The sequence below is a fragment of the Microbacterium salitolerans genome, assembly GCF_019720895.1.
Lineage (GTDB): Bacteria > Actinomycetota > Actinomycetes > Actinomycetales > Microbacteriaceae > Microbacterium.
Genome location: NZ_JAHKSH010000004.1, coordinates 58,108 through 83,996 on the forward strand (window position 1 = coordinate 58,108; position 25,889 = coordinate 83,996).

At 69.4% G+C, this 25,889-nt stretch carries 28 protein-coding genes, 1 tRNA gene and 1 pseudogene; 5 read left to right on the plus strand and 25 right to left on the minus strand.

Annotated elements, in window-relative coordinates; all coding sequences use genetic code 11:
- Position 1 precedes the first annotated feature (1 nt).
- From KOL93_RS09860 to prfB, 8 genes are all read right to left on the minus strand, one after another.
- A complete protein-coding gene (locus tag KOL93_RS09860; protein ID WP_221585198.1) occupies positions 2–769 on the minus strand; it encodes a fumarylacetoacetate hydrolase family protein in 768 nt (255 codons plus the stop codon).
- A 65-nt stretch (positions 770–834) separates the two neighbouring features.
- The gene (locus KOL93_RS09865) at positions 835–1,932 is read right to left on the minus strand and encodes a branched-chain amino acid aminotransferase (protein WP_221585199.1); all 1,098 of its coding nucleotides are present in this window, start codon (positions 1,930–1,932) and stop codon (positions 835–837) included.
- A 45-nt stretch (positions 1,933–1,977) separates the two neighbouring features.
- Positions 1,978–3,030, minus strand: coding sequence for a 3-isopropylmalate dehydrogenase (locus KOL93_RS09870; protein WP_221585200.1), 1,053 nt, complete (start codon positions 3,028–3,030; stop codon positions 1,978–1,980).
- A gap of 41 nt (positions 3,031–3,071) precedes the next feature.
- Positions 3,072–4,601, minus strand: a complete 1,530-nt coding sequence (locus KOL93_RS09875) for an MFS transporter (protein WP_221585201.1) — start codon at positions 4,599–4,601, stop codon at positions 3,072–3,074.
- A 104-nt stretch (positions 4,602–4,705) separates the two neighbouring features.
- Positions 4,706–6,295, minus strand: coding sequence for a phosphoglycerate dehydrogenase (gene serA / locus KOL93_RS09880; RefSeq protein ID WP_221585202.1), 1,590 nt, complete (start codon positions 6,293–6,295; stop codon positions 4,706–4,708).
- A gap of 103 nt (positions 6,296–6,398) precedes the next feature.
- On the minus strand, positions 6,399–6,746 hold the full coding sequence (locus KOL93_RS09885; protein ID WP_260406407.1) for a hypothetical protein: 348 nt from the start codon (positions 6,744–6,746) through the stop codon (positions 6,399–6,401).
- Positions 6,743–7,231 carry a DNA polymerase III subunit gamma/tau gene (locus KOL93_RS09890; RefSeq protein WP_221585204.1) on the minus strand — a complete coding sequence of 163 codons (489 nt, stop codon included), beginning with the start codon at positions 7,229–7,231 and terminating at the stop codon, positions 6,743–6,745. The genes KOL93_RS09885 and KOL93_RS09890 overlap by 4 nt, the downstream gene beginning before the upstream one ends.
- Positions 7,232–7,240: 9 nt before the next feature.
- Positions 7,241–8,350 (minus strand): peptide chain release factor 2, encoded by a 1,110-nt coding sequence (prfB, locus tag KOL93_RS09895; protein WP_221585205.1) that lies wholly within the window; start codon positions 8,348–8,350, stop codon positions 7,241–7,243.
- 60 nt (positions 8,351–8,410) lie between these two features.
- Between prfB and KOL93_RS09900 the strand changes: the two genes are divergently transcribed.
- Positions 8,411–9,709, plus strand: coding sequence for an MFS transporter (locus tag KOL93_RS09900; RefSeq protein WP_260406416.1), 1,299 nt, complete (start codon positions 8,411–8,413; stop codon positions 9,707–9,709).
- A 6-nt stretch (positions 9,710–9,715) separates the two neighbouring features.
- On the opposite strand, the gene KOL93_RS09905 is transcribed toward KOL93_RS09900, so the two are convergent.
- The 8 genes from KOL93_RS09905 to KOL93_RS09940 all read right to left on the minus strand — a co-directional run bounded on the left by KOL93_RS09905 (position 9,716) and on the right by KOL93_RS09940 (position 14,735).
- Positions 9,716–10,138 (minus strand): pilus assembly protein TadG-related protein, encoded by a 423-nt coding sequence (locus KOL93_RS09905; protein WP_221585206.1) that lies wholly within the window; start codon positions 10,136–10,138, stop codon positions 9,716–9,718.
- Positions 10,135–10,584 (minus strand): TadE family protein, encoded by a 450-nt coding sequence (locus tag KOL93_RS09910; protein WP_221585207.1) that lies wholly within the window; start codon positions 10,582–10,584, stop codon positions 10,135–10,137. Before KOL93_RS09910 ends, KOL93_RS09905 begins: the two co-directional genes overlap by 4 nt.
- Complete coding sequence (locus tag KOL93_RS09915; protein WP_221585208.1) at positions 10,559–10,951, minus strand: TadE/TadG family type IV pilus assembly protein; 393 nt, start codon at positions 10,949–10,951, stop codon at positions 10,559–10,561. Before KOL93_RS09915 ends, KOL93_RS09910 begins: the two co-directional genes overlap by 26 nt.
- Positions 10,951–11,163 (minus strand): hypothetical protein, encoded by a 213-nt coding sequence (locus KOL93_RS09920; RefSeq protein WP_221585623.1) that lies wholly within the window; start codon positions 11,161–11,163, stop codon positions 10,951–10,953. Before KOL93_RS09920 ends, KOL93_RS09915 begins: the two co-directional genes overlap by 1 nt.
- A gap of 22 nt (positions 11,164–11,185) precedes the next feature.
- Positions 11,186–12,127 carry a type II secretion system F family protein gene (locus tag KOL93_RS09925; protein ID WP_221585209.1) on the minus strand — a complete coding sequence of 314 codons (942 nt, stop codon included), beginning with the start codon at positions 12,125–12,127 and terminating at the stop codon, positions 11,186–11,188.
- A complete protein-coding gene (locus KOL93_RS09930) occupies positions 12,124–12,996 on the minus strand; it encodes a type II secretion system F family protein (RefSeq protein WP_221585210.1) in 873 nt (290 codons plus the stop codon). Before KOL93_RS09930 ends, KOL93_RS09925 begins: the two co-directional genes overlap by 4 nt.
- Positions 12,993–14,195, minus strand: a complete 1,203-nt coding sequence (locus KOL93_RS09935; RefSeq protein WP_308291605.1) for a CpaF family protein — start codon at positions 14,193–14,195, stop codon at positions 12,993–12,995. Before KOL93_RS09935 ends, KOL93_RS09930 begins: the two co-directional genes overlap by 4 nt.
- A gap of 87 nt (positions 14,196–14,282) precedes the next feature.
- The gene (locus KOL93_RS09940) at positions 14,283–14,735 is read right to left on the minus strand and encodes a low molecular weight protein-tyrosine-phosphatase (RefSeq protein WP_308291606.1); all 453 of its coding nucleotides are present in this window, start codon (positions 14,733–14,735) and stop codon (positions 14,283–14,285) included.
- A gap of 58 nt (positions 14,736–14,793) precedes the next feature.
- Here KOL93_RS09940 and KOL93_RS09945 point away from each other — a divergent pair.
- Positions 14,794–14,875 (plus strand) — tRNA-Leu (locus KOL93_RS09945).
- Positions 14,876–14,882: 7 nt separating this feature from the next.
- Here KOL93_RS09945 and KOL93_RS09950 read toward each other — a convergent pair.
- From KOL93_RS09950 to murI, 4 genes and pseudogenes are all read right to left on the minus strand, one after another.
- A pseudogene (locus tag KOL93_RS09950) lies at positions 14,883–16,331 on the minus strand (sugar porter family MFS transporter); the annotation flags it as partial.
- An 89-nt stretch (positions 16,332–16,420) separates the two neighbouring features.
- Positions 16,421–17,014 (minus strand): RdgB/HAM1 family non-canonical purine NTP pyrophosphatase, encoded by a 594-nt coding sequence (gene rdgB, locus KOL93_RS09955; protein WP_308291607.1) that lies wholly within the window; start codon positions 17,012–17,014, stop codon positions 16,421–16,423.
- The gene (gene rph, locus KOL93_RS09960) at positions 17,011–17,745 is read right to left on the minus strand and encodes a ribonuclease PH (RefSeq protein ID WP_221585213.1); all 735 of its coding nucleotides are present in this window, start codon (positions 17,743–17,745) and stop codon (positions 17,011–17,013) included. The genes rdgB and rph overlap by 4 nt, the downstream gene beginning before the upstream one ends.
- A gap of 22 nt (positions 17,746–17,767) precedes the next feature.
- Positions 17,768–18,613, minus strand: coding sequence for a glutamate racemase (murI, locus tag KOL93_RS09965; RefSeq protein WP_221585214.1), 846 nt, complete (start codon positions 18,611–18,613; stop codon positions 17,768–17,770).
- Positions 18,614–18,672: 59 nt separating this feature from the next.
- Here murI and KOL93_RS09970 point away from each other — a divergent pair, with 59 nt between their 5' ends.
- Positions 18,673–19,995 (plus strand): nicotinate phosphoribosyltransferase, encoded by a 1,323-nt coding sequence (locus tag KOL93_RS09970; RefSeq protein WP_221585215.1) that lies wholly within the window; start codon positions 18,673–18,675, stop codon positions 19,993–19,995.
- A 60-nt stretch (positions 19,996–20,055) separates the two neighbouring features.
- On the opposite strand, the gene KOL93_RS09975 is transcribed toward KOL93_RS09970, so the two are convergent.
- The 3 genes from KOL93_RS09975 to KOL93_RS09985 are packed head-to-tail and all read right to left on the minus strand — an operon-like array spanning position 20,056 to position 22,818.
- Positions 20,056–20,322 carry a DUF3039 domain-containing protein gene (locus tag KOL93_RS09975; RefSeq protein ID WP_221585216.1) on the minus strand — a complete coding sequence of 89 codons (267 nt, stop codon included), beginning with the start codon at positions 20,320–20,322 and terminating at the stop codon, positions 20,056–20,058.
- Positions 20,323–20,365: 43 nt separating this feature from the next.
- A complete protein-coding gene (locus tag KOL93_RS09980) occupies positions 20,366–21,916 on the minus strand; it encodes a hypothetical protein (RefSeq protein WP_221585217.1) in 1,551 nt (516 codons plus the stop codon).
- The gene (locus tag KOL93_RS09985; protein ID WP_221585218.1) at positions 21,892–22,818 is read right to left on the minus strand and encodes an ABC transporter ATP-binding protein; all 927 of its coding nucleotides are present in this window, start codon (positions 22,816–22,818) and stop codon (positions 21,892–21,894) included. The genes KOL93_RS09980 and KOL93_RS09985 overlap by 25 nt, the downstream gene beginning before the upstream one ends.
- 244 nt (positions 22,819–23,062) lie before the next feature.
- Here KOL93_RS09985 and KOL93_RS09990 point away from each other — a divergent pair, with 244 nt between their 5' ends.
- Together KOL93_RS09990 and KOL93_RS09995 are read left to right on the plus strand one after the other, a co-directional pair.
- Entirely contained in the window at positions 23,063–23,758 is a 696-nt protein-coding gene (locus KOL93_RS09990) for a phosphocholine cytidylyltransferase family protein (protein ID WP_221585219.1), read from the plus strand.
- 75 nt (positions 23,759–23,833) lie between these two features.
- Positions 23,834–24,139, plus strand: a complete 306-nt coding sequence (locus KOL93_RS09995; protein ID WP_221585220.1) for a hypothetical protein — start codon at positions 23,834–23,836, stop codon at positions 24,137–24,139.
- Positions 24,140–24,145: 6 nt separating this feature from the next.
- Here the strand turns inward: KOL93_RS09995 and KOL93_RS10000 are convergent, their stop codons facing one another.
- Both KOL93_RS10000 and KOL93_RS10005 read right to left on the minus strand, forming a co-directional pair.
- Positions 24,146–24,457, minus strand: coding sequence for a helix-turn-helix domain-containing protein (locus tag KOL93_RS10000; protein ID WP_221585221.1), 312 nt, complete (start codon positions 24,455–24,457; stop codon positions 24,146–24,148).
- Positions 24,458–24,594: 137 nt separating this feature from the next.
- Positions 24,595–25,824: a CDP-glycerol glycerophosphotransferase family protein gene (locus tag KOL93_RS10005; RefSeq protein ID WP_221585222.1), complete on the minus strand. Its 1,230-nt coding sequence runs from the start codon at positions 25,822–25,824 to the stop codon at positions 24,595–24,597.
- Positions 25,825–25,889: the final 65 nt, after the last annotated feature.

The window sequence follows — 25,889 nt, forward strand, 5'->3', positions numbered from 1 at the left end:
GTCAGCCGGCGTCGCGCACGGGATTGCGGAGGATTCCGATGCCGGGCACCTCGACCTCGACGACGTCGCCCGCGGCGAACGGGCCGACGCCCGCCGGCGTGCCCGTGAGGATGATGTCGCCCGGCAGCAGCGTGAACGCCGCCGAGACGTACTCAATGATGGCCGGAATGTCGAAGATCATGTCGCGGAAGGATCCGCGCTGCTTCTCTTCGCCGTTCAGTCGGGTGATGACCTCGCCCGCCGCGACGTCGAAGTCGGTCTCGATGGCCGGGCCGATCGGGCAGAACGTGTCCATGCCCTTCGCTCGCGCCCACTGGCCGTCTGCCGCCTGAAGATCGCGAGCCGTGACGTCGTTCGCGACCGTATAGCCGAACACGACACTGTGCGCGTCGGCCGCCTTCACGTTCTTCGCGATGCGCCCGACGACGACGGCGAGCTCACCCTCCCACTGGGTGTCGGCGGACTGCGGAGGACGCACGATCGCGTCGCCGGGACCGATGACCGATGTGTTCGGCTTGAAGAAGAGCAGCGGCTCCTTCGGCACGTCGTTGCCGAACTCAGCCGCGTGGTCACGGTAGTTGCGCCCGACGCACACCACCTTCGATCGCGGGATCACCGGCGTCAGCAGCGCGACGTCGCGGATCGATATCCGCTCCCCCGTCGTGTCGAACCCGGCGAGCATCGGATCGCCTTCGAGCACGACGAGCTCGGCGTCGTCGACGATTCCGTACTTGATGGCGTCATTGTGGCTGAAGCGCGCGATTCTCACTCACCCACCCTAACGACCGGACGCCCCCTCTGGCTTGCAGAGGTGGCGTCCGGTGCCGCGCGGGATCAGGCGTCCAGGCGGTGCAGCCAGCCGTGCCGATCCTCGCGGCGACCGTACTGGATGTCCGTCAGCTCCTCCCGGAGCGAGGACGCGAGGGAGCCCTGCGGCTGCTCGTCGGAGAATCCATCGGCCTTCAGCACGCCGATCGGCGTGATCACCGCGGCCGTTCCACAGGCGAACGCCTCGACGATCTCGCCCGACGCGACCCCGTCGCGCCACTCCGACAGCGGGACCGCACGGCGCTCGATCGTGTGCCCGCGATCGGCCGCGAGCTGGAGAACCGAGTCGCGGGTGATGCCCTCGAGGATCGTGTCGGAGTCCGGCGTGACCAGCGTGCCGTCCTTCTTCACGAACACGATGTTCATGCCGCCGAGCTCTTCGATGCTGCCGGTCGCGTCGAGGAACACCACCTGGTCGCATCCCTGCTCGGCGGCCTCTGCCTGCGGAAGGAGGCTCGCGGCATAGTTGCCGCCCGTCTTCGCCGCGCCGGTGCCGCCCTTCGCCGCGCGCGCGTAGCGCTCGCTGAGCCAGATGGAAACAGGCTTCACACCGCCGGGGAAATAGCTGCCGGCGGGGCTGGCGATCACGTAGAAGCCGTACTTGTTCGCGGGGCGCACGCCGAGGAACGCCTCCTTCGCGAACATGAACGGACGCAGGTAGAGGCTCTGGTCGGCCTGCGTCGGCACCCAGTCCCCATCGACCGCGATGAGCTCATGCAGGGCCTGGATGAAGAACTGCTCGGGCAGCTCGGGCATCGACAGACGGCGGGCGCTGCGATTGAAGCGCTTCGCATTCTGCTCGGGCCGGAACGTGTAGATGCCGCCATCGGCATGGCGATACGCCTTCATTCCCTCGAAGACCTCCTGCGCGTAGTGCAGGACGGCCGCGGCGGGGTCGAGCGAGATCGGGCCGTACGGCTGCACCCTCGGACGGTGCCAGCCGCCCTTCGCCGACCAGCAGATGTCGACCATGTGGTCGGTGAAGAAGCTGCCGAATCCCGGATCCGCGAGGATCTGGTCGCGATCAGCAGACGACTTCGCCGCGAGATTGCGCGTGACCTGAAAGGCCAGACGCTCGGGGGTGGGGGTCTCTGTGGAGGTCATGCGGTTCTTCCTGTCTGCGCGGTGTCTCACACGGAATCAGTTGTCTCAGGCCGTGAGGCGCGCCACGATGGCGTCGCCGATCTCGGCTGTCGTGCGGTTCTCGCCCGTTCGTGAGGCGATGTCGTCTTCTGTCGCGCGGGTCACGCGCGCGGCCTCGTCGGCGAGCCCGAGGTGCTCGAGCATGAGCGAGACCGAACCGATCGCGGCCGTGGGGTCGGCCTTCTGAAGGCCCGCAATATCGGGCGCCGAACCGTGCACGGGCTCGAACATCGACGGGAATTCGCCGGACGGGTTCAGGTTTCCCGATGCGGCGAGTCCGATGCCGCCGGTGATCGCCCCGGCGAGGTCGGTGAGGATGTCTCCGAAGAGGTTGTCGGTGACGATCACATCGAAGCGGGCGGGGTCGGAGACCATGTGGATCGTCGCCGCGTCGACGTGCATGTAGTCGACGTCGACATCCGGGTGGCGCTGCGAGGCCTCCGCCGTGATGCGGTTCCACAGGCCGCCCGCGTGGACGAGCACGTTCGTCTTGTGCACGAGCGTGAGCTTCCCGCGCCGGGCACCGGCGAGCTCGAACGCGTAGTCGACGACCCGCGCGACGCCGTGCGCGGTGTTGACGCTCACCTCGTTCGCGATCTCGTGAGGCGTGCCCACGCGCAGGGATCCGCCGTTGCCGACGTACGAGCCCTCCGTCCCCTCTCGCACCACGACGAAGTCGACCTCGCCCGGATGCGACAGCGGGCCGGGCACACTCGGGAACAGCTTGGAGGGGCGCAGGTTCACGTAGTGGTCGAGAGCGAACCGGAGGCCGAGCAGCAGCGTGCGCTCGATGTTCGCCCCCGCGAGGCGCGGATCGTTCGGCACGCCGCCGACGGCGCCGAGCAGGATCGCGTCGTGCGACGCGATCGCCTGCAGGTCGTGGTCGGTGAGGACATCGCCCGTCGCGAGGAACCGGTCGGCGCCGAGCGAGAAGCGCGTCTTCTCGAACTGCACGTCGCTCGCGGCCGTGGCCGCGTCGAGGACCTTCTCGGCCTCTGCGATGACTTCCGGTCCGATGCCGTCACCCGGGATGACGGCCAGCTTCACGACGCGCGACATGGCACTCCTTGCTCTGTGGCTCTGACAGCCGGGACGCCGCGTCAGCGCGACGCCGTCTTCCGGCTTCGTCCCAGCGTAGCCGCCGCGACCACCGCCGCGAGGATCAGAAGCCCGGCGCCGATGAGCGACGTGACCGCGATGCCGCCGTCGAACGCGATCGCCGCCGCCTCGCGCAGCTCGTCGCCGAGAGCGCCCCCCACGATCTCCGCCTCGTTCATCGCGCCGGCGAGCGTCTCGCGCGCGTGATCCGCGGACCCCGTCGGCAGTCCTTCTGGCAGGACCAGCGCCGCGCGGTACCAGGCGGTAAGGATCCCGCCGAGGATCGACGTGCCCAGCACGGCGCCGAACTCGTAGGCGGTCTCGCTGATCGCGCTCGCGGCCCCCGCCTTCTCCGGCGGCGCCGACGAGATGATCAGCTCGCCGGAGACCGTCTGCGCGGCACCCGCTCCCCCGCCCATCAGCACGAACGCGATCACCAGCATCCAGACGTCCTCGGCGCCGGCGACCGCGACGAGCACGAGCCCGGCGACGGCGACCATCAGGACGACGGGCACGACGCGCGAGGCGGGGAAGCGACGGGCGAACGGCGTCACGAGGAAGCCGCTCGCGATCGACATGACCGCGCCCGGGATCAGGGCGATGCCCGCGATCATCGGACTCAGCCCGACGATCATCTGCAGGTGCTGCGACACGAAGTACAGGAACCCGATGTACGCCATGATGCAGCAGAGATTCACGACGAGCGAGCCCGAGAACTTCGGGCGCTCGAACAGCGTGAGGTCGAGCATCGGGTGCGCGATCCGCTTCTGGCGTCGGATGAAGAGCCACCCGAATGCGACGCCGACGGCGATCGGAACGAGCCCGATGGCGCCCGCGACCGCGAGCTCCTTGATGCCGTAGGCGAGCGGGGCGAGCGCCAGCATCGACAGGAGGATCCCCCACCCGTCGATCGGCCCCGGCCGCGGGTCCCTGCTCTCCCGGACGAAGAACGGCGCGAGCACCAGCATGAGCAGCAGCATCGGCACGGCGAGCAGGAAGACGCTCTGCCAGGGAAAGTGCTCGATGAGGAAGCCGCCGACGATCGGGCCGAGTGCGCCGCCTGCCGCGAAGGCACCCGACCACGCGGCGATCGCAATGCGCCGCTGGTCGCGCTGGCGGAAGGTCGAGCGCAGAAGCGACATGGTCGACGGCATGAGCGCGGCGCCGAATACTCCCATGAGCGCACGGGCCGCGATGAGCCAGCCGGCGGTCGGAGCGAACGCCGCCGCGACCGAGACGAGCGTGAATCCGATCGCCCCGAGGAGGAGCACGCGCCGCCGCCCGAAGCGGTCGCCCAGGCTGCCCGCCGTCACGAGGAGGCCCGCGAGAACGAGCGAGTAGGCGTCGATGATCCAGAGCTGCTCGACGCTCGACGGCTCGAGATCGCGGGCGATCGCCGGCAGCGCGAAGTTGAGGATCGTGTTGTCGATGGATACGAGGAGCACCGGCAGCATCAGCACGCAGAGGGCAGCCCAGCCGCGCCAGTCGGCACGGGGGCCGTCAGTCGCGATCGCATCGGTCGACAGGCTCATGGGCTCGATTCTCGTGGATTCCCCTGGGCGGGCCCAGGGCACATGGCGAAAGAGGGAACGCCCCGCTCGCCGTCGCGGGCGGGCGGGGCGTTCTGAGAGGTGCGTCAGTCCTCGACGATCTCGATCTGGCGGATGATCCGCGCGTCGATCGCGTCGCCGATGGCCTCGACGACCTCGTCGGGGACGCGAGAGTCGACCGTGACGACCGAGAGCGCCTCGTCGTTGATGCTGCGTGCGACCTGCAGGGCATCGATGTTGATGCCCTTCTCGCCGAACTGCTCGGCGTAGACCGCGACGATGCCCGGGCGATCCGTGTAGATCATGACCAGATGGTGCGCCGCGAGCGGCGCGTCGAGCTCGTATCCGTTGATGCCCACGAGCTTCTGCACCATCCGCGTGCCCGCGAGCGTTCCCGCGACGCTCAGCACCGTGCCGTCTGCCAGCGTTCCCGTGAGCGTCGTGAGGTTGCGGAACTCGGGGCTCTCGTGCTCGACCGTGAGGCGCGTCTCGATGCCGCGCTGCTCGGCGAGCACCGGCGCATTGACGTACGAGACCTTCTCGCTCACGACGCTCGTGAGGATCCCCTTGAGCGCCGCGAGCTTGTACACGCTGACGTCGTAGTCGGCGAGCTCGCCGCGCACGTCGACCTCGAGGCTCGTGAGGGCGCCGTGCGCGATCCCGCTGAACACCTGGCCGAGCCTCTCGACGAGGTCGATGCCGGGGCGCACGAACGGGTCGATGACCCCGCCCGCGACATTGACCGCGTCGGGCACGAGGTCGCCCTCGAGCGCGAGCTTGACGGACTTTGCGACGGAGACGCCCGCCTTCTCCTGCGCCTCCGACGTCGAGGCGCCGAGATGCGGCGTCACGACGGCACGCGGCTGCGCGGTGAGCGACGTGTCGGCCGGGGGCTCGCTCGTGAAGACGTCGATTCCGGCGCCCGCGATCTCGCCGGCGGCGAGGGCCTCCGTCAGAGCCTCCTCGTCGATGAGGCCGCCCCGTGCGACGTTGACGACGTAGGCCGTCGACTTCATCGCCTTGAGCTGCTCCGCGCCGATCATGCCGGTGGTCTCCGGCGTCTTGGGCATGTGGATCGTGAGGAAGTCGGCCTGTTCGACGAGCTCGTCGAGCGTCAGGAGCTCGACGCCCAGCTGCTGCGCGCGCGCCGCGGTCACGTAGGGGTCGTATGCCACGAGGCGCATGCCGAAGCCCTGCATGCGGGCGGCCACGAGCGCCCCGATGCGGCCGAGGCCGATGACGCCGAGCGTCTTCTCGTAGAGCTCGACTCCGGTGAAGGAGCTGCGCTTCCACGCACCGGCCGCCAGCGAGGCGTTCGCGGCGGGGATGTTGCGCGCGAGACTGATGATGTGACCGCACGTCAGCTCGGCCGCCGAGATGATGTTCGACGTCGGCGCGTTGACGACCATGACACCGGCCGTCGTCGCCGCCTTGATGTCGACGTTGTCGAGGCCGACGCCGGCGCGCGCGATCACCTTGAGGTTCGGCGCGTGCGAAATCGCCTCTTCGTCCATCTTCGTCGCGGAGCGCACGAGGACGGCGTGCGCGTCAGCGAGTGCGTCGAAGAGAGCGGGACGGTCGGTTCCGTCGACTGTGCGGACGTCGAAGTCGGGGCCGAGCGCCTCGACCGTCGCGGGTGAGAGCTGTTCTGCGAGGAGGACGACGGGTTTCGACAATGTGCAATCCTTCGAGACGACGCTGCGGTGGGGACGGCCGCGCCCCGGGCGCCGCCGCGGCTCCCAGCCTAGCCCCGAGCACGGGATGCTCAGGACGCGTGTGTCACGAGAAGACGACCTGGGTCGACGTATACGCCTGGACGTTGAGCCAGAAGACCGCTGTCAGGCACAGCCCGACGAGCAGGAGGAGGATCAGCTTCCATGCCTCTCGCCGACGGCCGAGCAGGACGGCGGCGATGAAGACGACGACCGGGATCGCGATCGTCATGATCATGGCGATCCATGCAGCCGGCGTCAGGGAGCCGCCCGCCGACGACGCGGTCTGCGCCATGGCGACGAGATACGTCACGCCCGCCCACAGCGCGTACGCGTAGAACAGGCCGAAGACGCCGGCGATCGTCGCCGCGAACCACGTGGGCGCGGTGCGCCGCCTCACGGGCGATGCGCTCACTGTCCGATCACCCCCACCATCACGAACGGCCACGGGACGAGAAGCACGACGCCGATGCCGAGCCACAGGAAGCGATGCCACGCGGCCTTGCCGCGGGTCGCCGCGAGCGTCGTGAGGAACCAGAGCGCCGGGCCGGCGATCGCGAGGATCATGCTCCCTTGGAACATCACGTCCGCGACGCTGTCGGTCGCGCGCTCGATCCAGTCGCGCAGGCGAACTGTTCCGAGGATCCACCCGACGGTCCAGAGCGCGTAGACGCCGCCCAGCACTCCATAGGAGATGAGCGCGGCGTTGCCACCGCCCACGGGCTGTGCTTCGACGCCCGGTTCCGGTTCGTCCGCGTCGGGTGCGGGAGCGACGTCGGTCGACTCGGGCTCGTGGGCGGATTCCTCGTCGCCTGCCACCGGGTCGTCGCCGGGCGCGACCTGCAGGGTGGGATCGTCGTCGCCGTCCCAACTCAGAGCGTCGTCGTCTCGCGTGGACATGCGTGCAGGTTAGTCGTCGCTCGGGCGCTTGCGCCAGCGGATGCCCGCGTTGATGAACCCGTCGAGATCGCCGTCGAACACCGTCGCCGGGTTGCCGACCTCGTGGCCGGTGCGGAGATCCTTGACCAGCTGCTGCCCGTAGAGGAAGTACGAGCGCATCTGGTCGCCCCAGCTCGCCGTGATCGTCCCGGCAAGCTCCTTCTTCTTCGCCGCTTCCTGCTCCTTCTGCAGGAGAAGCAGGCGGGTCTGCAGCACGCGCATGGCCGCGGCGCGGTTCTGGATCTGCGACTTCTCGTTCTGCATCGAGATGACGATCCCCGTCGGGAGGTGCGTGATGCGCACAGCCGAGTCGGTCGTGTTGACCGACTGGCCACCCGGACCGGATGAGCGGAAGACGTCGACGCGGATGTCGTTCTCCGGAATGTCGACCTCCTTCGCCTCCTCCATGACCGGGATGACCTCGACGGCGGCGAAGCTCGTCTGGCGCTTGTCGGCCGAGCCGAAGGGGCTGATCCGCGCGAGACGATGCGTGCCCGCCTCGACGGACAGCGTTCCGTAGGCATGGGGAGCGTCGATCTCGAAGGTCGCCGACTTGATGCCCGCACCCTCGGCGTAGGACGTGTCCATCACCTTGACGGGGTAGCCGTGGCGCTCGGCCCAGCGCAGGTACATGCGCATGAGCATCTCGGCGAAGTCGGTCGCATCGTCGCCGCCCGCACCCGACCGGATGGTCATGACGGCGGAGCGCTCGTCGTACTCTCCATCGAGGAGCGTCTGCACCTCCAGATCCGAGATGGACTTCTCCAGCGAGGCGAGCTCGGTGCGCGCCTCCTGGGCCGCCTCCTCGTCGTCCATCTCGTTGGCGAGCTCGACCATGACCTCGAGGTCGTCGAGGCGCTGCTCGACGCGCTCCACCTTGCGGATGGCCGCCTTGCGGTGGCTGAGCGCGCTCGTCACCTTCTGCGCGTTCTCCTGATCGCTCCAGAGGTCCGGGTCGGCGGCTCGCTCCTCGAGCGTGGCGACTTCCGCGCGCAGCCCATCGACGTCGACCACCTCTCGGATGTTGTCGAACGTGGTGCGCAGCGCCTGGATGTCGGCGGAGATATCGAGTTCAAGCATGACGCTTCAGCCTAACGCGCGCGAAGGGGTCCCGCCGCCACACCGCTAACGTGGCAGGCGATGAGTGATGATTCGCCGCCCCGCGGCGCAGCGGGCGAAGCGATTCGCCGCTACTGGCCCATGGTGTACGCCCCCACCGCCCTGTACTCGGTCGGTCAGGGCGCCGTCGTGCCGATTCTGCCGTCGATCGCCGTGGGTCTCGGAGCCGATCTCGCCGTGGCCGCCTTGATTGCGGCGGCGCTGGTCGTCGGCCAGCTCTTCGGCAACATGCCCGCGGGTGTTCTCGTCCACCGCATCGGCGAACGCCGGTCGATGATCGTCGCAGCCGCCGTATCGCTGATCGGCGTGTCGGCGATGCTCTTCGCCTCTCATATCGCGGTCCTCGGCCTCGGCACGCTGCTCGTCGGGATGTGCGCATCCGTCTTCGCCCTCGCTCGTCACGCGTTCATGACAGCCCGCGTTCCGCTCGCCTATCGTGCCCGCGCACTCGCGCTGGTCGGCGGCTCCTTCCGCATCGGCACGTTCCTGGGCCCGCTCGTCGCCGCCGGGCTCATCTGGCTGACGGGCGACGAGCACGCCACGATCTGGTTCTTCGCGATCTGCCTCGTCGGGATGGGGATCCTCGTGACGTTCGGCCCGGATCCCGAGGAGAAGGCTCTGGCTGCGGAGCGCGAGGCGCGTCTCGCAGAGGCGCCGTCCGAAGAGGGCGACACAGGCGACACCGGCGAGCCCGTGACCGGATCGATCCCGGCGGCGGAGCGCGTCGGCCTGTTTCGCACGATCTGGGAGCACCGCTCCGTGCTGTCGCGCCTCGGCCTCGCGGCTGCGTCCCTCGCGTCGGTGCGTGCAGGCCGCCAGGCGATCCTGCCGCTCTGGGGGCTCTCGATCGGTCTCGATCCTGCGAACATCGCGCTCATCGTCGGCATGGCGGGAGCGGTCGAGTTCTCGCTGTTCTATGCGAGTGGCCAGGTGATGGATCGCTTCGGGAGGATCTGGGCGACCGTGCCCTCGCAGCTGCTGATGGGAACGGCGTTCGTCAGCCTCGCCTTCACCCACGAGCTCGACGCGGCCGCGATGTGGTTCGGCGTGTTCGCGATCGTCGTCGGCGTCGGCAACGGGCTCTCCGCAGGCGCGCTGCTCACGATCGGCTCCGACGTCGCTCCCACAGCCAACACGGCGGGGTTCCTCGGCGCGTGGCGCACGCTGACGGACGGCGGCGCCTCCGTGACGCCGCTCCTCGTCTCCGGGCTCACGGCGCTGTTGTCGCTCTCCCTCGCGACAGGAGTCGTCGGCCTGATCGGCCTCCTGGGCGCGGCAGCCTTCCTCCGGTGGGTGCCGCGGTATCCGCCCCGCCGCTGACGCGGCTCACCCGGCGAGCGCTGCGCGACTCGTCCCCGTCGCCGACAGCGCGACCCCATCGGGCACGAACAGATCTAGCAGAAGAGGTTCCCACTCGCCCGACACCGTGACCCGTGCGGAGGCGCCCCCGACCGACTCGATCGCGTCGATCCGCGCATCGACAGGCGAGACCCCGATGAGTTCGACCGCGTGCTGTTCGGCGGCATGAGGGTCCAGCTCGATCCCCACCTGACCGTCGACGATCGTGACGACGAATCCGTCTGATGCGGCGAGCGCCGCGGCGTCGGCGAGCGCGTCGAGCCGCTTCTGTGCCAGAAGGAGCGACGTCGCGTTCACGCAGACCAGGATGACGGCGAGCGCGAGCGCGGCGTAGCCGATGATCAGCGGAAGCGCGCTGCCGCTCTCGTCTGCGGCGAGGTCCTGGTTCACGGCTGCTCCGAGAGTCGTTCGACGCGGTAGGTGGCCGTCGCGTCGACGGGAATGCTGAGGGCGTCTCCGAGACCCAACACGGCGGGGACCAGCGGCAGGGTGACGGCGTCGGCGACGGTGACGACGACCGTGGTTCCGGCCGCGGGGCAGGCCGCGACCGCCGGGACGCATGCGATCGTCACGTCGAGCGCTGCGCCATCGAGCCCGTACGACTCGGCCACGATGTCGCGGACGAGTTCGGGCGACGCGTGCGCTCCCGACGCGACGGTGCGTGCGACGAACCGCGCTGTGGCCTCGGTCCCGAGGGCGGCGCTCTGCACAGCCCCCAGTGCGACGACGAGATACACGAGCGGCACGAGGAGGAGGAGACCGGCCGTGAGGAACTCCAGCGAGGCGCTGCCGCGCTCGTCGCGCAGAAGGTCAGTCCAGGGTCTCGACGGGCGCACGCGCGGTCACCCCCGTTCCGCTCGGGACGCCGAGCATCCCGATGATCGGCAGGGTCGCACCGAGCGACACCGTGACGATGCCCACGCCTTCCTGGGAACCGCGCGTGATCGCGGCGTCGTCGATGATGTCGTGACCCAGCGCGCGCGACACGATCTCACGCGCACGATCCTCTGCCTCCGCGTCGCTGACGTCGGCAAGGGCCGCATGATGGGCGGCTTCGGCCGCTGCGTCCTGCACGATGTTGCGCGCATAGGTCGCGAACCCGAGCTGCAGAACGGCCACCGTGAGCGCTGTGAGGAGCACGCTCACGAGAATGAACTCGGCCGGCCCCGATCCTCTCTCGTCCTCGTGTGCGGACGGCGGCATCACATCCCCGTGACGCGATCGATCGCCTGCTCGAACACGCCGGACAGCGCGGGTCCGGCGAGAGCCCAGATCACGACGACGAGACCCGCCGTCATCAGTGTGATCAGCACCCATCCCGGAACGTCGCCACGCTGCTCCTCCTGCAGCTCACCCCACTCGGTGCGGAGGCGTGCGACGGTGCGGTGGGCGCGGGCGGTGAGTCGATCGAACATGGAGTTCCTTTCGTGGGTTCGGTCAGAAGCCGAGGCGGAGCATGGCCACGCCGGGGTAGATGGCGAAGACGACGGAGAGGGGCAGCAAACCGAAGACGAGGGGGATCATCATGGCCACTTCCTTGCGACCGGCTGCTTCGATCAGGGTGCGCTTGGCGTCTTCGCGGGCGTCCGCCGCCTGCGACTGCAGCGTCTGCGCGAGCGGCGTCCCGCGATCGATGGCGGCGACCGTGTGATCGATGGCGCGCGTGAGCGACGGCACCTGAAGACGCCGGGTCATGGCGCCGAGCGCATCGGGGAGGGTGGATCCGGTATCCACCTCGATCGTGACGGTGCGCAGTTCGGCCGTGAGCTCGCCGGTTCCGATCGCCGACACGCGACGGACGCTGCCGAGGACGCCCTCACCGGCCGACAGGCAGAGAGCGAGGAACTCCAGCACCGTGGGGATCTCCTCCTGGATGCGCCCGATGCGCGCCTTCGCCCGCGAGGTGAGGGCGATGTCGCGAGCGAGGATCCCGGCGACGGCACCGAGCACGGGCAACACGACGACAGGCGGCGAGAAGCGGCCGAGGGCGGCGAACAGCGTGAGCGCAACCGCCCCCGTAGCTGCGCCGAAGACGGCCCACGCCAGCTGCTGCCCCCGGAATCCGGCGACGTCTCCCCCACGGCCGGCCTGTGCGAGGCGGCGCTCGACGGACTCGGAGCCACCGGCCAGGCGCGCGAATCGCGTCTGCGCGCGCCGCCAGACGGCGCCGACGCCGCCGGCGAGCGCTGCGGTCGGGTCGGTCACCACCGTCGAAAGACTCGTGCCCGCGGGATCTGTGACGTCGCGGATATAGGGACCGATGCGGTGGATGAGGGCGGGAGCACGCCAGGACGGGAGCGCGGCGACGACGCACCAGAGCCCGCAGCCTGCGGCGCCGCCCAGGAGCACGGCCAGCGCGAGATCGGTGGGGTGGATCACGCGAACCACCTCCGCGGCTCCGGCAGCCGACCGATGCGGACCATGAGGCGATACGAGACGAACGACACGACGGCGCCCGTGACGATGATGGCGACGCCGGTCGGAGACGCGTACGCCTCGGCGCCCTCGGGCCGCATCGACAGCATGACGAGGATCACCCAGGGGGCGACGACGCCGAGCACGGCGGCACCGCGCGTCCAGGACTGACGGGACTCGACCTCTGCACGCAGCGCCGATTCGGCACGAATGGAAGCGGACAGCGCGCGCAGCACGGGCACGAGTTCGGTGCCGCCGACCTCGCGCGCCATGCGGAGGGTCTCGATGATGCGATCGGCCATGGGATCCGCGAGCGCGATCTTGAGTCGATCGATGCTCGTCGAGAAGTGGCCCGAGGCGCGCAGGTCGCGATCGAAGCGGGCGAACGTCGACCGGAGCGACGCCGGTGCGGAGTCGCTGAGAGCGGCGACCGCGTCCGGGAGGGAGAGTCCCGCCCGCACGGATCCGACGAGCAGGTCGCAGACGTCGGGCCACATAGCGCGGCGCTGGCGGACGAGCTGAGCCGAACGGGCACGCAGCCACAGGACGGGAACGCCTGCCGCGGCGAGCGCCGCGAGGAGCGCGAGGACACCGGCACCCGTCGCGAGCCACGCCACGGCGGCGGCGATCGTCGACGACGCCAGGACCGCGAATGCGAGCACGCGCGGCGCGATGTGCGAGTATCCGGCCGCGGCGAGCAGCGCGGCGACCCGACGCGCGAACGCCCCCTGCTCGCGGGAAGCGCGATCGACCTGCCGGGACGCCGGCCACAGCCAGGGGGACGCCGCGAGCACGAGTCCTGCACCGAGCAGGCACCCCCAGAGGATCGTCATGCGGCCTGCTCCTGCCGACGGCGCACGCGTCTCGGGGGCGCCGTCTCGACCACATCGATCCCCGCGCGATAGATCGCCCGTGTGGTCGCGACGCCACCCGCCACCTCGCCCGTGGGCGCGACGATCTCTGCCACGTATCGAGAGCCATCGGGGCGACGGGCGCAGTGCACGACGACGTCGAGAGAGGAGGCGACGGCGGGGAGCACGAACTCGCGGTCGATGTTGCGTCCGGCCAGCAGCGGGAGCGCCGAGAGCTTGACGAGAGCGTCGTCCGCTGAGTTCGCGTGGATCGTCGCGGCACCGGGGATCCCCGTGTTGAGGGCCAGCAGGAGGTCAAGCGCCTCGGCATCGCGCACCTCGCCGACGACGAGCCGGTCGGGGCGCATGCGGAGCGCCTCCCTGACGAGCCGCCGCAGGGTGATCTCGCCCGTGCCCTCGAGGCTCGGCTGGCGTCCCTGCATCGCGACGATGTCGGGAGCGTCGATCGACAGCTCGAAGGTCTCCTCGACCGTGACGATGCGCTGCGCAGGCCGGCAGGCGGACACGAGCGCCCCGAGCATCGTCGTCTTACCGGCGTGCGTCGCTCCCGACACGAGAACCGACTTCCCCTCCTGCATGCTCTCGCGCAGCATGTCCGCCACGTCCTGGGGCAGGGAGCCGAGGTCGACGAGGGCGTCGAGTGAACGCACCCCCGGCAGGAACTTGCGGATGTTGACGGACCAGTGCCCGCGTGCGATTCCGGCGAGCACGACGTGCAGGCGGGATCCGTCGGGAAGCGAGGCGTCGACGAACGGCTGGCTGATGTCGATGCGCCTGCCCGTCGACTGGAGCATGCGCTCAACGATGTCGCGCACCTGGTCGTCGGTGAGCGCGAGCGGCACGCGCTGAGCCACTCCTCCGCGCGCGACGAAGATGCGGTCGGGGGCGTTGATCCAGATCTCTTCGATCTCGGAATCGTCGAGGAGAGCCTGCAGGGGACCGTACCCGGCGACGGACGCGACCACCGTCTGCACGCACGCATCGACGTCTTCGATCGGCCGGGATCCGCGCGCGAGCGCGTAGTCGTTGTGGCGTCGCACCTCGGCCAGGGCGATGCGCCGCACCTCGGCAGGCGTGACGTCTGCGCGTCCGAGGACGTCGCTGTCGGTGCGGATGCGGTCGCGGACGCGCTCGGTGATCGCCTGCTGCTCGGATGTCACGAAGCAAGCGTGTCAAAGATCGAGAATCAGGCTCGAAAGTTATCCACAGCCTCGCTCGTGCCCGCGATCATGCGGATCCGCGGGACGTCAGCGCGCGAGACCGACGATGGCCGGAGCCCCCTGCTCGACGAGGTCGAGGGTCTCCTCGAAGTCCGCGCTGTCGCCGTACCACGGGTCCGACACATCGCGCGCCGTGGCACCGGGCACGAACTCCATCCAGAGGCGGGTGCGCTCCGGGCGGGCACCGCGCCGCAGCAGCGCGTGTCGATGACGCTCCGTCATGACGACGATGAGATCCGCGCCGGCGTCATCGTCGTCGAACGGACGTGCCGCGTGCTGCGGCACCTCGTATCCCCGCGCGGACAGCGCCGCTGCGGCGCGCGGGTCGATCGGGTTGCCGGCCTCCTCCGCACTCACGCCCGACGATGTGACCTCGACGTCGAGCCCCTCGGCCGCGAAGCGGTCGCGCAGGACGACCTCCCCCATGGGCGAGCGGCAGATGTTCCCCGTGCAGACGACCACGATCTTCGAGATGCTCACACACGCCAGCCTATTGGGGTCTCGCGCGCGTCAGGACGCGCTCTAGAATCGATGGCGCGCGGGAGTGGTGGAACTGGCAGACACGCGAGGTTTAGGTCCTCGTGCCTCACGGCGTGCGGGTTCGAGTCCCGCCTTCCGCACCGAGAATCAGCGAGGCGGCCTCGCGGGCGCTTCGTCGTCCATGTCCTCGAGTTCCTTGCCCTTCGTCTCCGCCACCTTCCAGAGCACGAAGAAGAACGAGAGCGCGGCGAACACCGTATAGAAGCCGTAGGCGAACGTCAGGCTGATCTCGCTGAAGGCGGGGAACGTCGTCGAGATGAAGAAGTTCGCGAGCCACTGAGCCGCAGCGGCCACGGCGAGTGCGCTCGCACGGATCCGGTTCGGGAACATCTCGCCGAGCAGCACCCACACCACGGGGCCCCACGTTGCACCGAAGCCGACGATGAAGAGGTTCGCGGCGATCAGGGCGATGAGCGACCACGGCTGCGGCAGCACGACCTCGCCGCCCGTCGTCGTCGCGAACGAGAACGCGACCGCCATCGTTCCAAGCGATACGGCCATGAGCGCCGACCCCGCCAGCAGGAGCACCCGTCGCCCGACCCGGTCGACCAGCAGGATCGCGACGATCGTCGTCAGGATGTTGATCACCGAGCCGATGACGCTCGTCAGCATGGCGCTCGACTCGTCGAACCCGACGGACTTCCACAGCGTCGTCGAATAGTAGAAGATGACGTTGATCCCGACGAACTGCTGGAACACGCTCAAGAAGATGCCGACCCACACGATGGGCTTCAGGCCGAGCCGGCTGCCGACGAGGTCCTTCAGACTCTCCTTCCGGTCGCTCTGCAGCGAGCGACGGATCTCGCCGATGCGGCCGACGACATCGACCTCGCCCGTGTACTCAGTCAGAACGCGCGCCGCCTTCTTGTCCTCGTTGCGCAGCACCAGGTAGCGCGGCGACTCGGGAAGGCGCAGCGCCAGGGCGCCGTAGATGATGGCGGGAATCGCCTCGACCATGAACATCCATCGCCACGCCGGAAGACCCGCCCAGAGCACGTCGGACGCACCGCCGCTGAACGCGGAAAGCAGCGCATTCGAGAGCAGCGCGGCGAAGATGCCCGTCACGATCGCCAGCTGCTGGAGAGAGCCCAGGCGCCCACGGATGCCGGCCGGCGAGACCTCGGCGATGTAGGCCGGGCCGATCACGGACGCAGCGCCCACGGCGATTCCGCCCACGACGCGCCAGAGGATCAGGTCGACGACGCCGAAGGCGAAGCCGGATCCGATCGCAGATATCAGAAACAAGACGGAGGAGACGAGCATGACGGGAATGCGCCCGCGACGGTTCGCGATCGATCCCGCGAACCAGGCGCCGACGGCGGAGCCCAGCAGCGCCGATGAGACGGCGAACCCGGTCAGGGCGGCTCCCAGAGAGAACTCGCCGGCGAGCGCGTCGACGGCGCCGTTGATCACCGATGTGTCGAACCCGAACAGGAATCCGCCGAGTGCGGCAGCGATCGCGATGCCGATCACCGCACGCGGGGTCCTCCGGGCTGTCGATTTTGTCATCGAGAACTGCTCCTTGTCGTCTTCTGCCGGCGGTCGTCGTGGCCGCCGACCGGACGCGAATCTACCCCGTCACGGGCCGGACCGCGCCGCGCACGCCTGCTCTGGTTCGCGTCTGCCTACAGCGCCGCGAGGATCGGCACGACGGCCTCGAGTGCGCGCGCACGGTGCGAGACGGCGTTCTTCTCGTCGGCGGTGAGCTCGGCGGCCGTGCGGCTCTCGCCGTCGGGCAGGAAGATCGGGTCGTATCCGAACCCGCCGGATCCCTGCGGTTCACGGGCGAGGCGCCCGTGCCAGATGCCCTCGACCGTGTGCTCGGCGCCCTCCGGCGTCACGACCGCGATCGTCGACGTGTAGTGCGCCGCGCGCGCCGACGGATCCGCGAGGTCGCTCAGCTGGTCGAGCAGGAGCGCGAGATTCGCGGCGTCGTCCTTCTGGTGCCCTGCCCAGTAGGCGGAGAAGATGCCGGGCGCGCCGCCCAGCACGTCGACGCAGACGCCCGAATCGTCGGCGAGTGCGACGAGCCCCGTGTGCCGGACCGCGGCACGAGCCTTGATGAGCGCATTCTCCGCGAAGCTGGTGCCGTCCTCGACCGGCTCGGGTCCGTCGTACCCGACGACCTCGATGTCCGGTCGCACGCGCTCGACGATCCGCTGCAGCTCGGCGATCTTGTGCGCATTGTGCGACGCGAGGACGATGCGCTGCGCCGTCACCTCTCCCCCGCCAGCGCCTGCTTCTGCAGGCCGGTGAGGTCGGCGCATCCCTTCGACCCGAGCGCGAGCAGGGCGTCGAGCTCATCCTTGTCGAACGGCGCACCCTCGGCGGTGCCCTGGACCTCGACGAACTTCCCGGATCCCGTCATGACGATGTTCATGTCGGTCTCGGCGCGGGAGTCCTCTTCGTAGGGGAGGTCGAGCATGGGCGTCCCGTCGATGATGCCGACCGAGATCGCCGCGATGCTGTCGCTGAGGGGCGTCGCCTTCTTCGCCACGAACCCCTTCTCGCGCCCCCACTCGATCGCGTCGGCGAGTGCGACGTACGCACCCGTGATCGACGCCGTGCGCGTGCCGCCGTCGGCCTGCAGCACATCGCAGTCGACGACGATCGTGTTCTCGCCGAGCGACTTCGTGTCGACGACCGCCCGGAGAGCGCGACCGATGAGGCGGGAGATCTCGTGCGTACGTCCGCCGACCTTGCCCTTGATGCTCTCGCGCGCGGAGCGCTCGTTCGTCGCGCGCGGGAGCATCGCGTACTCGGCCGTGACCCAGCCCTTGCCCTTGCCGGTCAGCCAGCGCGGCACGCCGTTGGTGAAGCTCGCGGTGCACAGCACCTTCGTGCCGCCGAAGCTGATGAGGGCGGAGCCCTCCGCCTGGGCGCTCCAGCCGCGTTCGATGGTGACGGGGCGGAGCTGGTCGAGAGAGCGTCCGTCGGCGCGCTGCGTCATGAGGATCCTTCCGGTGGGGGTGTCAGGAGAACAGGTCGGGATGCTCGCGGAGCTCCCGCAGGTCGATCTGCCCGGTGCGGACGAGGCGCACGTCGCGCACCTCGGCACCGAGGAGGCGATTGGCGAGCGCGACGAAGCCGGTGGAGTCGGCGGCGGTCGCCTCGTAGGTGTGGCGGGGCGCCGCGTCGGCCCCCGCGAGGATGTCGCGGCTGACGAGCTCGCGGAAGACATCCTTCGCCGTCTCGCTGTCGCTCGAGACGAGCGACACGCCCGAACCCATGATGTAGCTGATGGCTCCTTTGAGGAACGGATAGTGCGTGCAGCCGAGGACGAGCGTGTCGACCTCGGCGCGGCGCAGAGGCTCGAGGTACTCGGCCGCGACGTCGAGCACCTCGGCGCTGTCGGTCACGCCGTTCTCGACGAACTCCACGAACCGCGGACACGCCGCCGCGAACACCTCGATGCCGGGGCTGATCCGCAGCATGTCCTGGTACGCGCCGGATCCGATCGTGCCCGAGGTGCCGATGACGCCCACGCGGCCGGAGCGGCTCGTCGCGATCGCGGTGCGGACGGCGGGGCGGATCACCTCGACGACGGGGACGTCGTACCGCTCGCGCGCGTCGTGCAGAAGCGCGGCCGACGCTGTGTTGCAGGCGATCACCAGCATCTTCACCCCCTGTTCGACGAGGGTGTCGAGCACCTCGAGGCCGAACCGGCGCACATCGGCGATCGGCTTCGGCCCGTAGGGCGAGTGAAGGGTGTCGCCCACATAGAGGAGGGACTCGCGCGGCAGCTGGTCGCGCACGGCGCGCGCCACGGTGAGTCCGCCGACGCCCGAATCGAAGATCCCGATCGGCGAGTTGTCCACGCAACCACCCTACGCCGCGCGGGACGGAGACACCTGTCGACGCGGATAGAGTGGCGACCATGAGCGCCTCGACGGCCCTTCTCACGGACCGATATGAACTGACCATGCTCGATGCGGCGCTGCGCGATGGAACCGCGCACCGCCGCTGCGTCTTCGAGCTCTTCGGGCGCCGCCTCTCCGGCGGCCGCCGTTTCGGCGTCGTCGCGGGACAGGGGCGCCTCATGAGCCTCCTCCGCGACTTCCGGTTCGGCGACGACGAGCTGCGCTTCCTCCGCGACGAGCGCATCGTCAGCCCGGAGACGGTCTCGTCACTCGAGAACTATCGCTTCACGGGCTCCATCTCCGGGTATCGCGAAGGCGAGCTCTACTTCCCCGGTTCGCCGCTCCTCACGGTCGAGGCGTCCTTCGCCGATGCCGTCATCCTCGAGACGCTCGCTCTCAGCGTTCTCAACGTCGACTCCGCCGTCGCGACGGCGGCTTCGCGCATGAGCATCGCCGCGGGCGACCGTCCGCTGGCGGAGATGGGCTCACGCCGCGCGCACGAGCAGGGAGCCGTCACCGCTGCGCGCGCTGCGTACATCGCCGGTTTCACCGCCACGAGCAACCTGGAGGCCGGGCGCACGTGGGGCGTGCCGACGATGGGCACGGCGGCGCACGCGTGGACGCTCCTGCACGACACGGAGCGCGAGGCCTTCCAGGCGCAGGTCGAATCGCTCGGGACCGGCACGGCCCTGCTGGTCGACACCTACGACATCCCCGAGGGCGTCCGCCAGGCGATCGACGTCGCGGGCACGGGGCTCGGCGGTGTGCGGATCGATTCGGGCGACCTGCCCCTCGTCGCGGCCGATGTCCGCGCTCAGCTCGACGAGCTCGGCGCCACGGGGACGAAGATCACGGTCACGAGCGATCTCGACGAGTACGCGATCGCCGCCCTCGCTGCGAGCCCCGTCGATGCGTACGGCGTCGGCACGTCGGTCGTCACGGGATCCGGCTCACCCACGGCAGGCCTCGTCTACAAGATCGTCGCGCGTCAGGGCGCCACCGGCGAGTGGATGCCGGTCGCGAAGAAAGCCGAGGGCAAGGGATCGCAGGGCGGTCGCAAGTCGGCCCACCGGCGGATCCTCGACGGACGGGCGACGCACGAGGTCGTGCGCATCGCCGGAGCGTTCGACCGCGATGGGCGCGTCGATCCCGTGAGCGGCGAGCGAGATCTCATCGTTCCCTACATCGTCGACGGCGAGATCGACGCCTCCCACGAGGGCGCCTCCGGCGTGCGCGCCGCGCGCGCACACCACCTCGCCGTCCGCGAGGAGCTCCCGGTGCAGGCCCTCGCGCTCAGCAGGTCCGACCCCGCGATCCCCACGCTCTACCTCGAGCGGTGACATGCGAGAGGCGGCCCCGCATCGTCGCGGGGCCGCCTCTCGCATGGTGTGTTCAGCGGTTCACTTGTTCATCGATTCGTAGATCTCTTTGCAGGTCGGGCAGACCGGGAACTTCTCGGGATCGCGTCCTGGCGTCCACTTCTTTCCGCAGAGGGCGCGCACGGGCTTTCCCGTGATCGCCGACTCCAGAATCTTGTCCTTCTGGACATAGTGCGAGAAGCGCTCATGGTCGCCCGGCTCCTGCGTCTCTTCCCGGATGAGCTCTTCGAGCTCGCGGTCGAGAACGGCGGTTCCGCCCTGGTCGGGGCTGTCGAGTGGCGTGCTCATGCTCCGAGTGTAAAGGGATTCGAGCCCCTCGGGACGCGAGTCGTCAGCCCGCGCGCACCGCGAGGTCCATGATCCGGTGCCCTCGCCGCTCGAAGACGATGGCGCCGATCAGGACGCCCGCGATGAGGACCCCCGCGCCCGTGGCAGCCCCCCAGAAGAACACGCTCTCGGTGTCGGGGCGGCCGAGCACCAGCACGTCGTAGGCGCGGATGAGCGTCGGGGCGGCCACTCCGAGCGTCACGACGAGGGCGACGGCGGGCGCGATCGCTCCCCGCGCGCCGAGGCGCTGCGGCTGCCGGAACGGGCTGTCCCCGGGGCGCGCGACCGCGTACGGCGCCAGCGCGGAAGCGATGCTGGACATCCCGAGCCCGGAGAGGAAGAGCGCGAGCGCGACGCCCGTCAGCGCGGGGATGCTCTCCCAGAGGTCGGCGACCGCCGCCGAGAGGGCGATCGAGGTCGACAGGATCGGGACCGCCAGGAGCACAACGGGAACGAGCCGTCCCGTGCGGTCCGAGACCCCGCGGACACCCGAGACGATGTGCAGCCATACCGCCTCGGAGTCGTAGGCGAGGTCGTTGTGCGCGATCCACCCGAGGAAGGCCGCCATGATGGGGAGCGGAAGGAGCGCGGCCGTCTCGAGCGGCACGCCCGCGATCAGCAGCGGCGCCATCGGCAGGACGCCCGCGATCGGCACGACCGCCGCATTGGCGAGGTAGCGCACGTCGGTCGCCCAGTACAGGATCCCTCGCGCGCCGATCGCGCCCGCCGCTGTGCCGGGGAGCATGGCGAACCAGCCGAGTCGGCGCGTGTGGTGCGACGGAGGCAGAGGCACGGTTCGGAACGCGCGCCAGACGCAGACCCACCACGCGGCCGCGAACAGGACGCACGTCGCGATGCCGATCGCCATCGGCGCTCCGGCGCCCTGTGTCACGACCGCCGCCGCGGCGCCGAGCGGCGTGAGCGCGAGCGCATCGGCCGCCGACACGGCCAGCGGCGGAGGGCCCGCTTCCCAGGATTGCGACAGGGCGTAGACGGCGCCGGGCGCGACGACCGCGAGTGCGACGACGGTCAGGAGCACCCCGCCCTCACGCGAGCGGCGGGCGGCACGAAGACGCGCGGCCGCGGCGTACCCCAGTCGCGCGGCGAGGATGCACGTCGCCAGGTGCATCAGAGCCCCCGACACGACGGCCGTCGGATGCACCCCCTGCGCGATCCCGACGAGCACGAGGGCGATGTCGACCGCGATCAGCGCCGCGACCGGAAGGCTCGCGACGGCTGCGAGGAAAGCGGATCCTGCCAGCCCGGTCGGCGACAGCGGCAGAAGGGAGAACGCCCGAGGGTCCAGCGGATCTGACGCCGACGACCAGAACGGCGCCACGAGGAACCCCGCGGTGGCGAAGGATCCCACGACGATGCTGACGACGCGCGCGGTGGTCGCGGGTGCGTCTCTGAGGAGCAGCAGCGCCCAGACGATCGCCGCTGCGCACGCAAGGACGAGGACGACCACCGCTCCCGCACGCACGGACGCACGCCAGCCGCGGCGGAAGGGCGCGACATCCTGTGCGAGCCTCAGCTGGAGGACGTGTGCAGCCATTCGAGCGCGCCTCCCTCGTCACCGCCGCCGCTGAGGTCGATGAAGCGCTGCTCGAGCGTCATCTCGCCGCGGACCTCGTCGACCGTTCCCTCGGCGAGCACCTGGCCGGTGACGAGGACCGAGATGCGCGAGCACATCGTCTCGATCAGCGCCATGCTGTGCCCGGACAGCACGACGGTGCCCCCTCCGTCGACGTACGTCTGCAGGACATCGAGTACCTTCTGCGAGGAGACCGGATCGACCGATTCGAAGGGCTCGTCGAGGACAAGCAGCCGCGGTGCGTGCAGCATGGCGCACGCCAGCAGCAGCTTCTTCGTCATGCCTGTCGAGCAGTCGGACACCGCTCGGCCCAGCGCAGGGCCGAGGTCGAACGCGTCGTCGAGCTCGTCGGAGCGCTCGCGGATCGTCGTCGTCTTGAGCCCCCGCAGCGACCCGACATAGTGGAGCAGCTGCCGCCCGGTGAGGCGGTCGAAGGTGCGCAGGCGATCGGGGAGGACACCCATGAGGCGCTTGGCGGCGCGCGGATCGGCGCGGACGTCGGCGCCGAACACCGCGATCTCCCCGCGATCGGGGCGGAGGAGACCGGAGATCATCGAGAGCGTCGTCGTCTTGCCGGCGCCGTTCGGCCCGACGAGCCCGTAGAACGATCCCGTCGGAACCGTGAGGTCGATTCCCGCGACGGCGGGCTCGCCGCCGTACGTCTTGACGACACCGCGCAGTTCCAGCGCCGGCGCGGGCGTATGGGGGACATCGGATGGCGACGCGTCGTTTCCGAGGCGATGGGCGGCGTCCTGCGCCGACTCCGGCGGCTTCGGCGGCGCGGGCGTCAGCCCATGGCCAGCCTGGGCAGGCCCGCGCTCATCGCGCTGGGACGCCCCCTTCTCCCCCGAGGTGATGGTCACCCGTCCAACCTAACAATCGTCGCGGCGGCTGCGGTGCCACACGCGCCCCTGCGATGCTCATCCGCAACACAGCGGATCCTGGCGATCCGCTCGGAGATGCAGGCATCTTCGACGACGCGCAGGTACCATCTTCCTAGACCAGGGGTGAATTCCTCGTGAATCCGGAACCTCGATCCTCGGATCGCGGGCGGAGGTGCGGGGCTTCACGGGCTGTCGCCCTTCCCCAGATCAAGGAGTTATCCGCATGACCCTCCAGACCGTCATCCTCGCCGCTGGCATGGGTACGCGCCTCGGTCGCGCACTGCCCAAGTCGCTCACGATGCTGTCCGACGGCCGCACGATCATGCAGCAGCAGCACGAGAACGTGCGCGCCGCATTCGGGTCAGACGCGCGCATCACGACGGTCGTGGGCTACCGTGCCGAGACCATCATCGACGCCTTCCCGGACGCCGACTATGTGCACAACGAGCGCTACGACCAGACCAACACGTCGAAGAGCCTCCTGCGCGCCCTCACGGCGACGGGCCGCGGCGGTGTCCTCTGGATGAACGGCGACGTCGTCTTCGACCCGCGCATCCTCGGACGCTCAATCGAACTGATCGAGCGCGAGCAGTCGTTCGTGACCACCAACACATCGCGCGTCAGCGATGAAGAGGTCAAGTACACGCTCGATGCGAACGGCTTCATCTCGCAGCTCTCGAAGACCGTCGTGGACGGCATCGGCGAGGCCGTGGGCATCAACTACATTTCGCGCCACGACAAGCGGACTCTCATCCACCACCTGCAGCGCGTGGACGACCAGGATTACTTCGAGCGCGGCATCGAGCTCGCGATCGCCGAAAGCGGCGTTCGCGTCGCGGCCATGGACATCTCCGACCTCTACGCGGTCGAGGTCGACTTCGCCGAGGATCTCGAGCGGGCAAATGAGGTGCTCGCGTAGCGCGACGCGCCCGATGAGAACCCCTGACCTTCGAATGCATATTCGAATGTCAGGGGTTCTCTCTATGTTCGACGCATGATCACCGCAGTGACGCCCCCGTCGACGCCTCCCTCTCCGCTCCCCTACGCCGTGCCCTGGGCCGTGCGGCGCGACGGCACGCATCCTGTCGTCACGAATGCATCTCACGAGCCGCTCGAATATGCGCGCGCCCTGTTCTCCGATGGATCCGCGCGCGTCGGGTCCGAGACGTGGGGGCTCGTCCTCCCCGAGGAGGAACAGGAGCTGTGTCTGTGCGGGCTCGACGAGTCCGACACGGTCGTGACCCTCAGCTGGTTCCGCACGGCCGACGATCGCGAGTACCTCTGGCAGTTCGTGCTGTGACGATGCTCAGATGTCGCCGAAGCCGCGCCGCCGACGCCGATCGTCGCGATGCGTGTATCCGTACGGGTTGCGCCCGCCCTGAAGATCTTCGACTGCGAGCCCGTCGACGAGGTCGGCGACGTCGACCTCGAGCGCCACCGCAATCTGCAGCAGGCTCGACATGGTCGGATTTCCCTCACCGCGTTCAATTCGCTGAAAGTGCGTCACATCCATGTCCGCGCACTCCGCGATGCCACGCGCGCTGACCGCGGCCTTCGCGCGGTAGCGGGCGATGTGCCGACCGATCTTGACGGCTGCTGCGGAGTGCTTCTTGCCCACAAGACGTGTCTACGTGGCCACGGCTCAGACACCGAAGGGTGCAAGCCGCAGTTTTTATGCCCCCGCCAGAACGGGCAGCCGGTGCCGACGTCATCTCCGCCTCGACTCCACGTCGCGACAGCACGGGCGTGCGCCGTCTACTGTGCGTCGCGCGCAGCCCACGCGTCCCAGCGCGTCATGAGCGTCTCGATCGCGCGATGAAAGCGCGCGGTCGGGGCACCAGGGGTCGTGTCACCGAAATAGTGGCCCACCCAGTGCTCGAGGCGCCCCGTCGTCTCGGGATCGTCGATGACGCGGGCGATCTCGCTCACAACGTCCTCGGCGCGCTCCGCCTCGAGCCACTCGCACGCGCCGAGGTAGCCGCCCTCATCGATCGATGCCTCCGGATCCTCGGGGCGGGTGATCATGATCGGCTTGCCGACGGCGAGGCGGTCGTACACCATCGCGGAGATGTCGACGATCGCCACATCCGCCGTCGCGAGCTGCCAGCCGAGATCCGGCCCGTCGTCGTACACGTGATCCGCCCGGGGGTCGCGCTCGTTCGCGGCCTCGAGCGCGCGCACGATCCGCACATTCGCCTCGCCGTACGCGGGGTCGATGACGCCGCTGCGGGGGTGGGGGCGATAGATCACGCGGTAGCGGGGGTCCTCTAGCAGCCGTGCGACGAGCTTCTCGCCGTGCGTGACGACAGATCCGTAGTGGGCCGCGGGACGGTCCCCCTCCCACGTGGGCGCGTAGAGCACGACCGTGCGTCCGTCATCTGCAAACGGCGTCGACCCCGAGTAGTGGTCCGCCTGCGGCCGCCCGATCTCGATCGCCTTGCGCTCGAGATCGACGTCCCACAGCGTCCGCGCGAGTCGGTCGCGCGCCGCCTGGCCCGCGATGAGCGCGTAGTCGTACGCCTTGTACTGATTCGTCGTCATGTACATCTTGTCTGACTCGCCGTGGTTAATGAACACGTGCCAGCGCCGGCCGTACCGGAACATCTGGAAGTTGCGCGTGTTCTGATTCACGTACAGGACGATGCGGATGTCCTGGAAGCCGAGAAACTTCTCGATGCCCGCAACCTCGGGCAGAAATGCGACCGGCAGTGCGCCGTCGTCCAGAAGCGCGCGCGCTCCGGTCGCCTGGCGCGAGATCACGACGACGGGCCACGTCTTCGCCAGCTCCTGCAGCGGCTCGTACCACTGGCGCATCTGGTACATGTTGACGTCGCCATCCGCGAAGTACACCGCGATCTGGTATCGATTCCGCTCGAGAGGTCCCTGCGCGGCGATCGCCACGCGGACGGCGCGGTACGCGTTCCTCGCGTCCGCCGCCTTTCTGACGAGACCGATCGCGTTCTTCGCGTCATTCAGCAGTGCCACACGCTCCAGGCTAACCAGGCGCCCTGACACCTCCCCGTGCGATGATCGACGAATGCGTAACGATC

Excerpts from the sequence above, each read along its gene's own strand:
- KOL93_RS09975 (WP_221585216.1), bottom strand. The coding sequence starts at position 20,322 with ATGAGCACGCCACTCGACAGCCCCGACCAGGGCGGAACCGCCGTTCTC.
- prfB (WP_221585205.1), bottom strand. The coding sequence starts at position 8,350 with ATGCTTGAACTCGATATCTCCGCCGACATCCAGGCGCTGCGCACCACG.
- KOL93_RS09900 (WP_260406416.1), top strand. The coding sequence starts at position 8,411 with ATGAGTGATGATTCGCCGCCCCGCGGCGCAGCGGGCGAAGCGATTCGC.
- KOL93_RS09915 (WP_221585208.1), bottom strand. The coding sequence starts at position 10,951 with ATGCCGCCGTCCGCACACGAGGACGAGAGAGGATCGGGGCCGGCCGAG.
- KOL93_RS09930 (WP_221585210.1), bottom strand. The coding sequence starts at position 12,996 with ATGACGATCCTCTGGGGGTGCCTGCTCGGTGCAGGACTCGTGCTCGCG.
- KOL93_RS09980 (WP_221585217.1), bottom strand. The coding sequence starts at position 21,916 with ATGGCTGCACACGTCCTCCAGCTGAGGCTCGCACAGGATGTCGCGCCC.
- KOL93_RS09890 (WP_221585204.1), bottom strand. The coding sequence starts at position 7,231 with ATGTCCACGCGAGACGACGACGCTCTGAGTTGGGACGGCGACGACGAT.
- rph (WP_221585213.1), bottom strand. The coding sequence starts at position 17,745 with ATGACGCAGCGCGCCGACGGACGCTCTCTCGACCAGCTCCGCCCCGTC.
- KOL93_RS09920 (WP_221585623.1), bottom strand. The coding sequence starts at position 11,163 with ATGTTCGATCGACTCACCGCCCGCGCCCACCGCACCGTCGCACGCCTC.
- KOL93_RS09970 (WP_221585215.1), top strand. The coding sequence starts at position 18,673 with ATGAGCGCCTCGACGGCCCTTCTCACGGACCGATATGAACTGACCATG.
- KOL93_RS09995 (WP_221585220.1), top strand. The coding sequence starts at position 23,834 with ATGATCACCGCAGTGACGCCCCCGTCGACGCCTCCCTCTCCGCTCCCC.
- KOL93_RS09875 (WP_221585201.1), bottom strand. The coding sequence starts at position 4,601 with ATGAGCCTGTCGACCGATGCGATCGCGACTGACGGCCCCCGTGCCGAC.
- KOL93_RS09990 (WP_221585219.1), top strand. The coding sequence starts at position 23,063 with ATGACCCTCCAGACCGTCATCCTCGCCGCTGGCATGGGTACGCGCCTC.
- KOL93_RS09865 (WP_221585199.1), bottom strand. The coding sequence starts at position 1,932 with ATGACCTCCACAGAGACCCCCACCCCCGAGCGTCTGGCCTTTCAGGTC.
- KOL93_RS09870 (WP_221585200.1), bottom strand. The coding sequence starts at position 3,030 with ATGTCGCGCGTCGTGAAGCTGGCCGTCATCCCGGGTGACGGCATCGGA.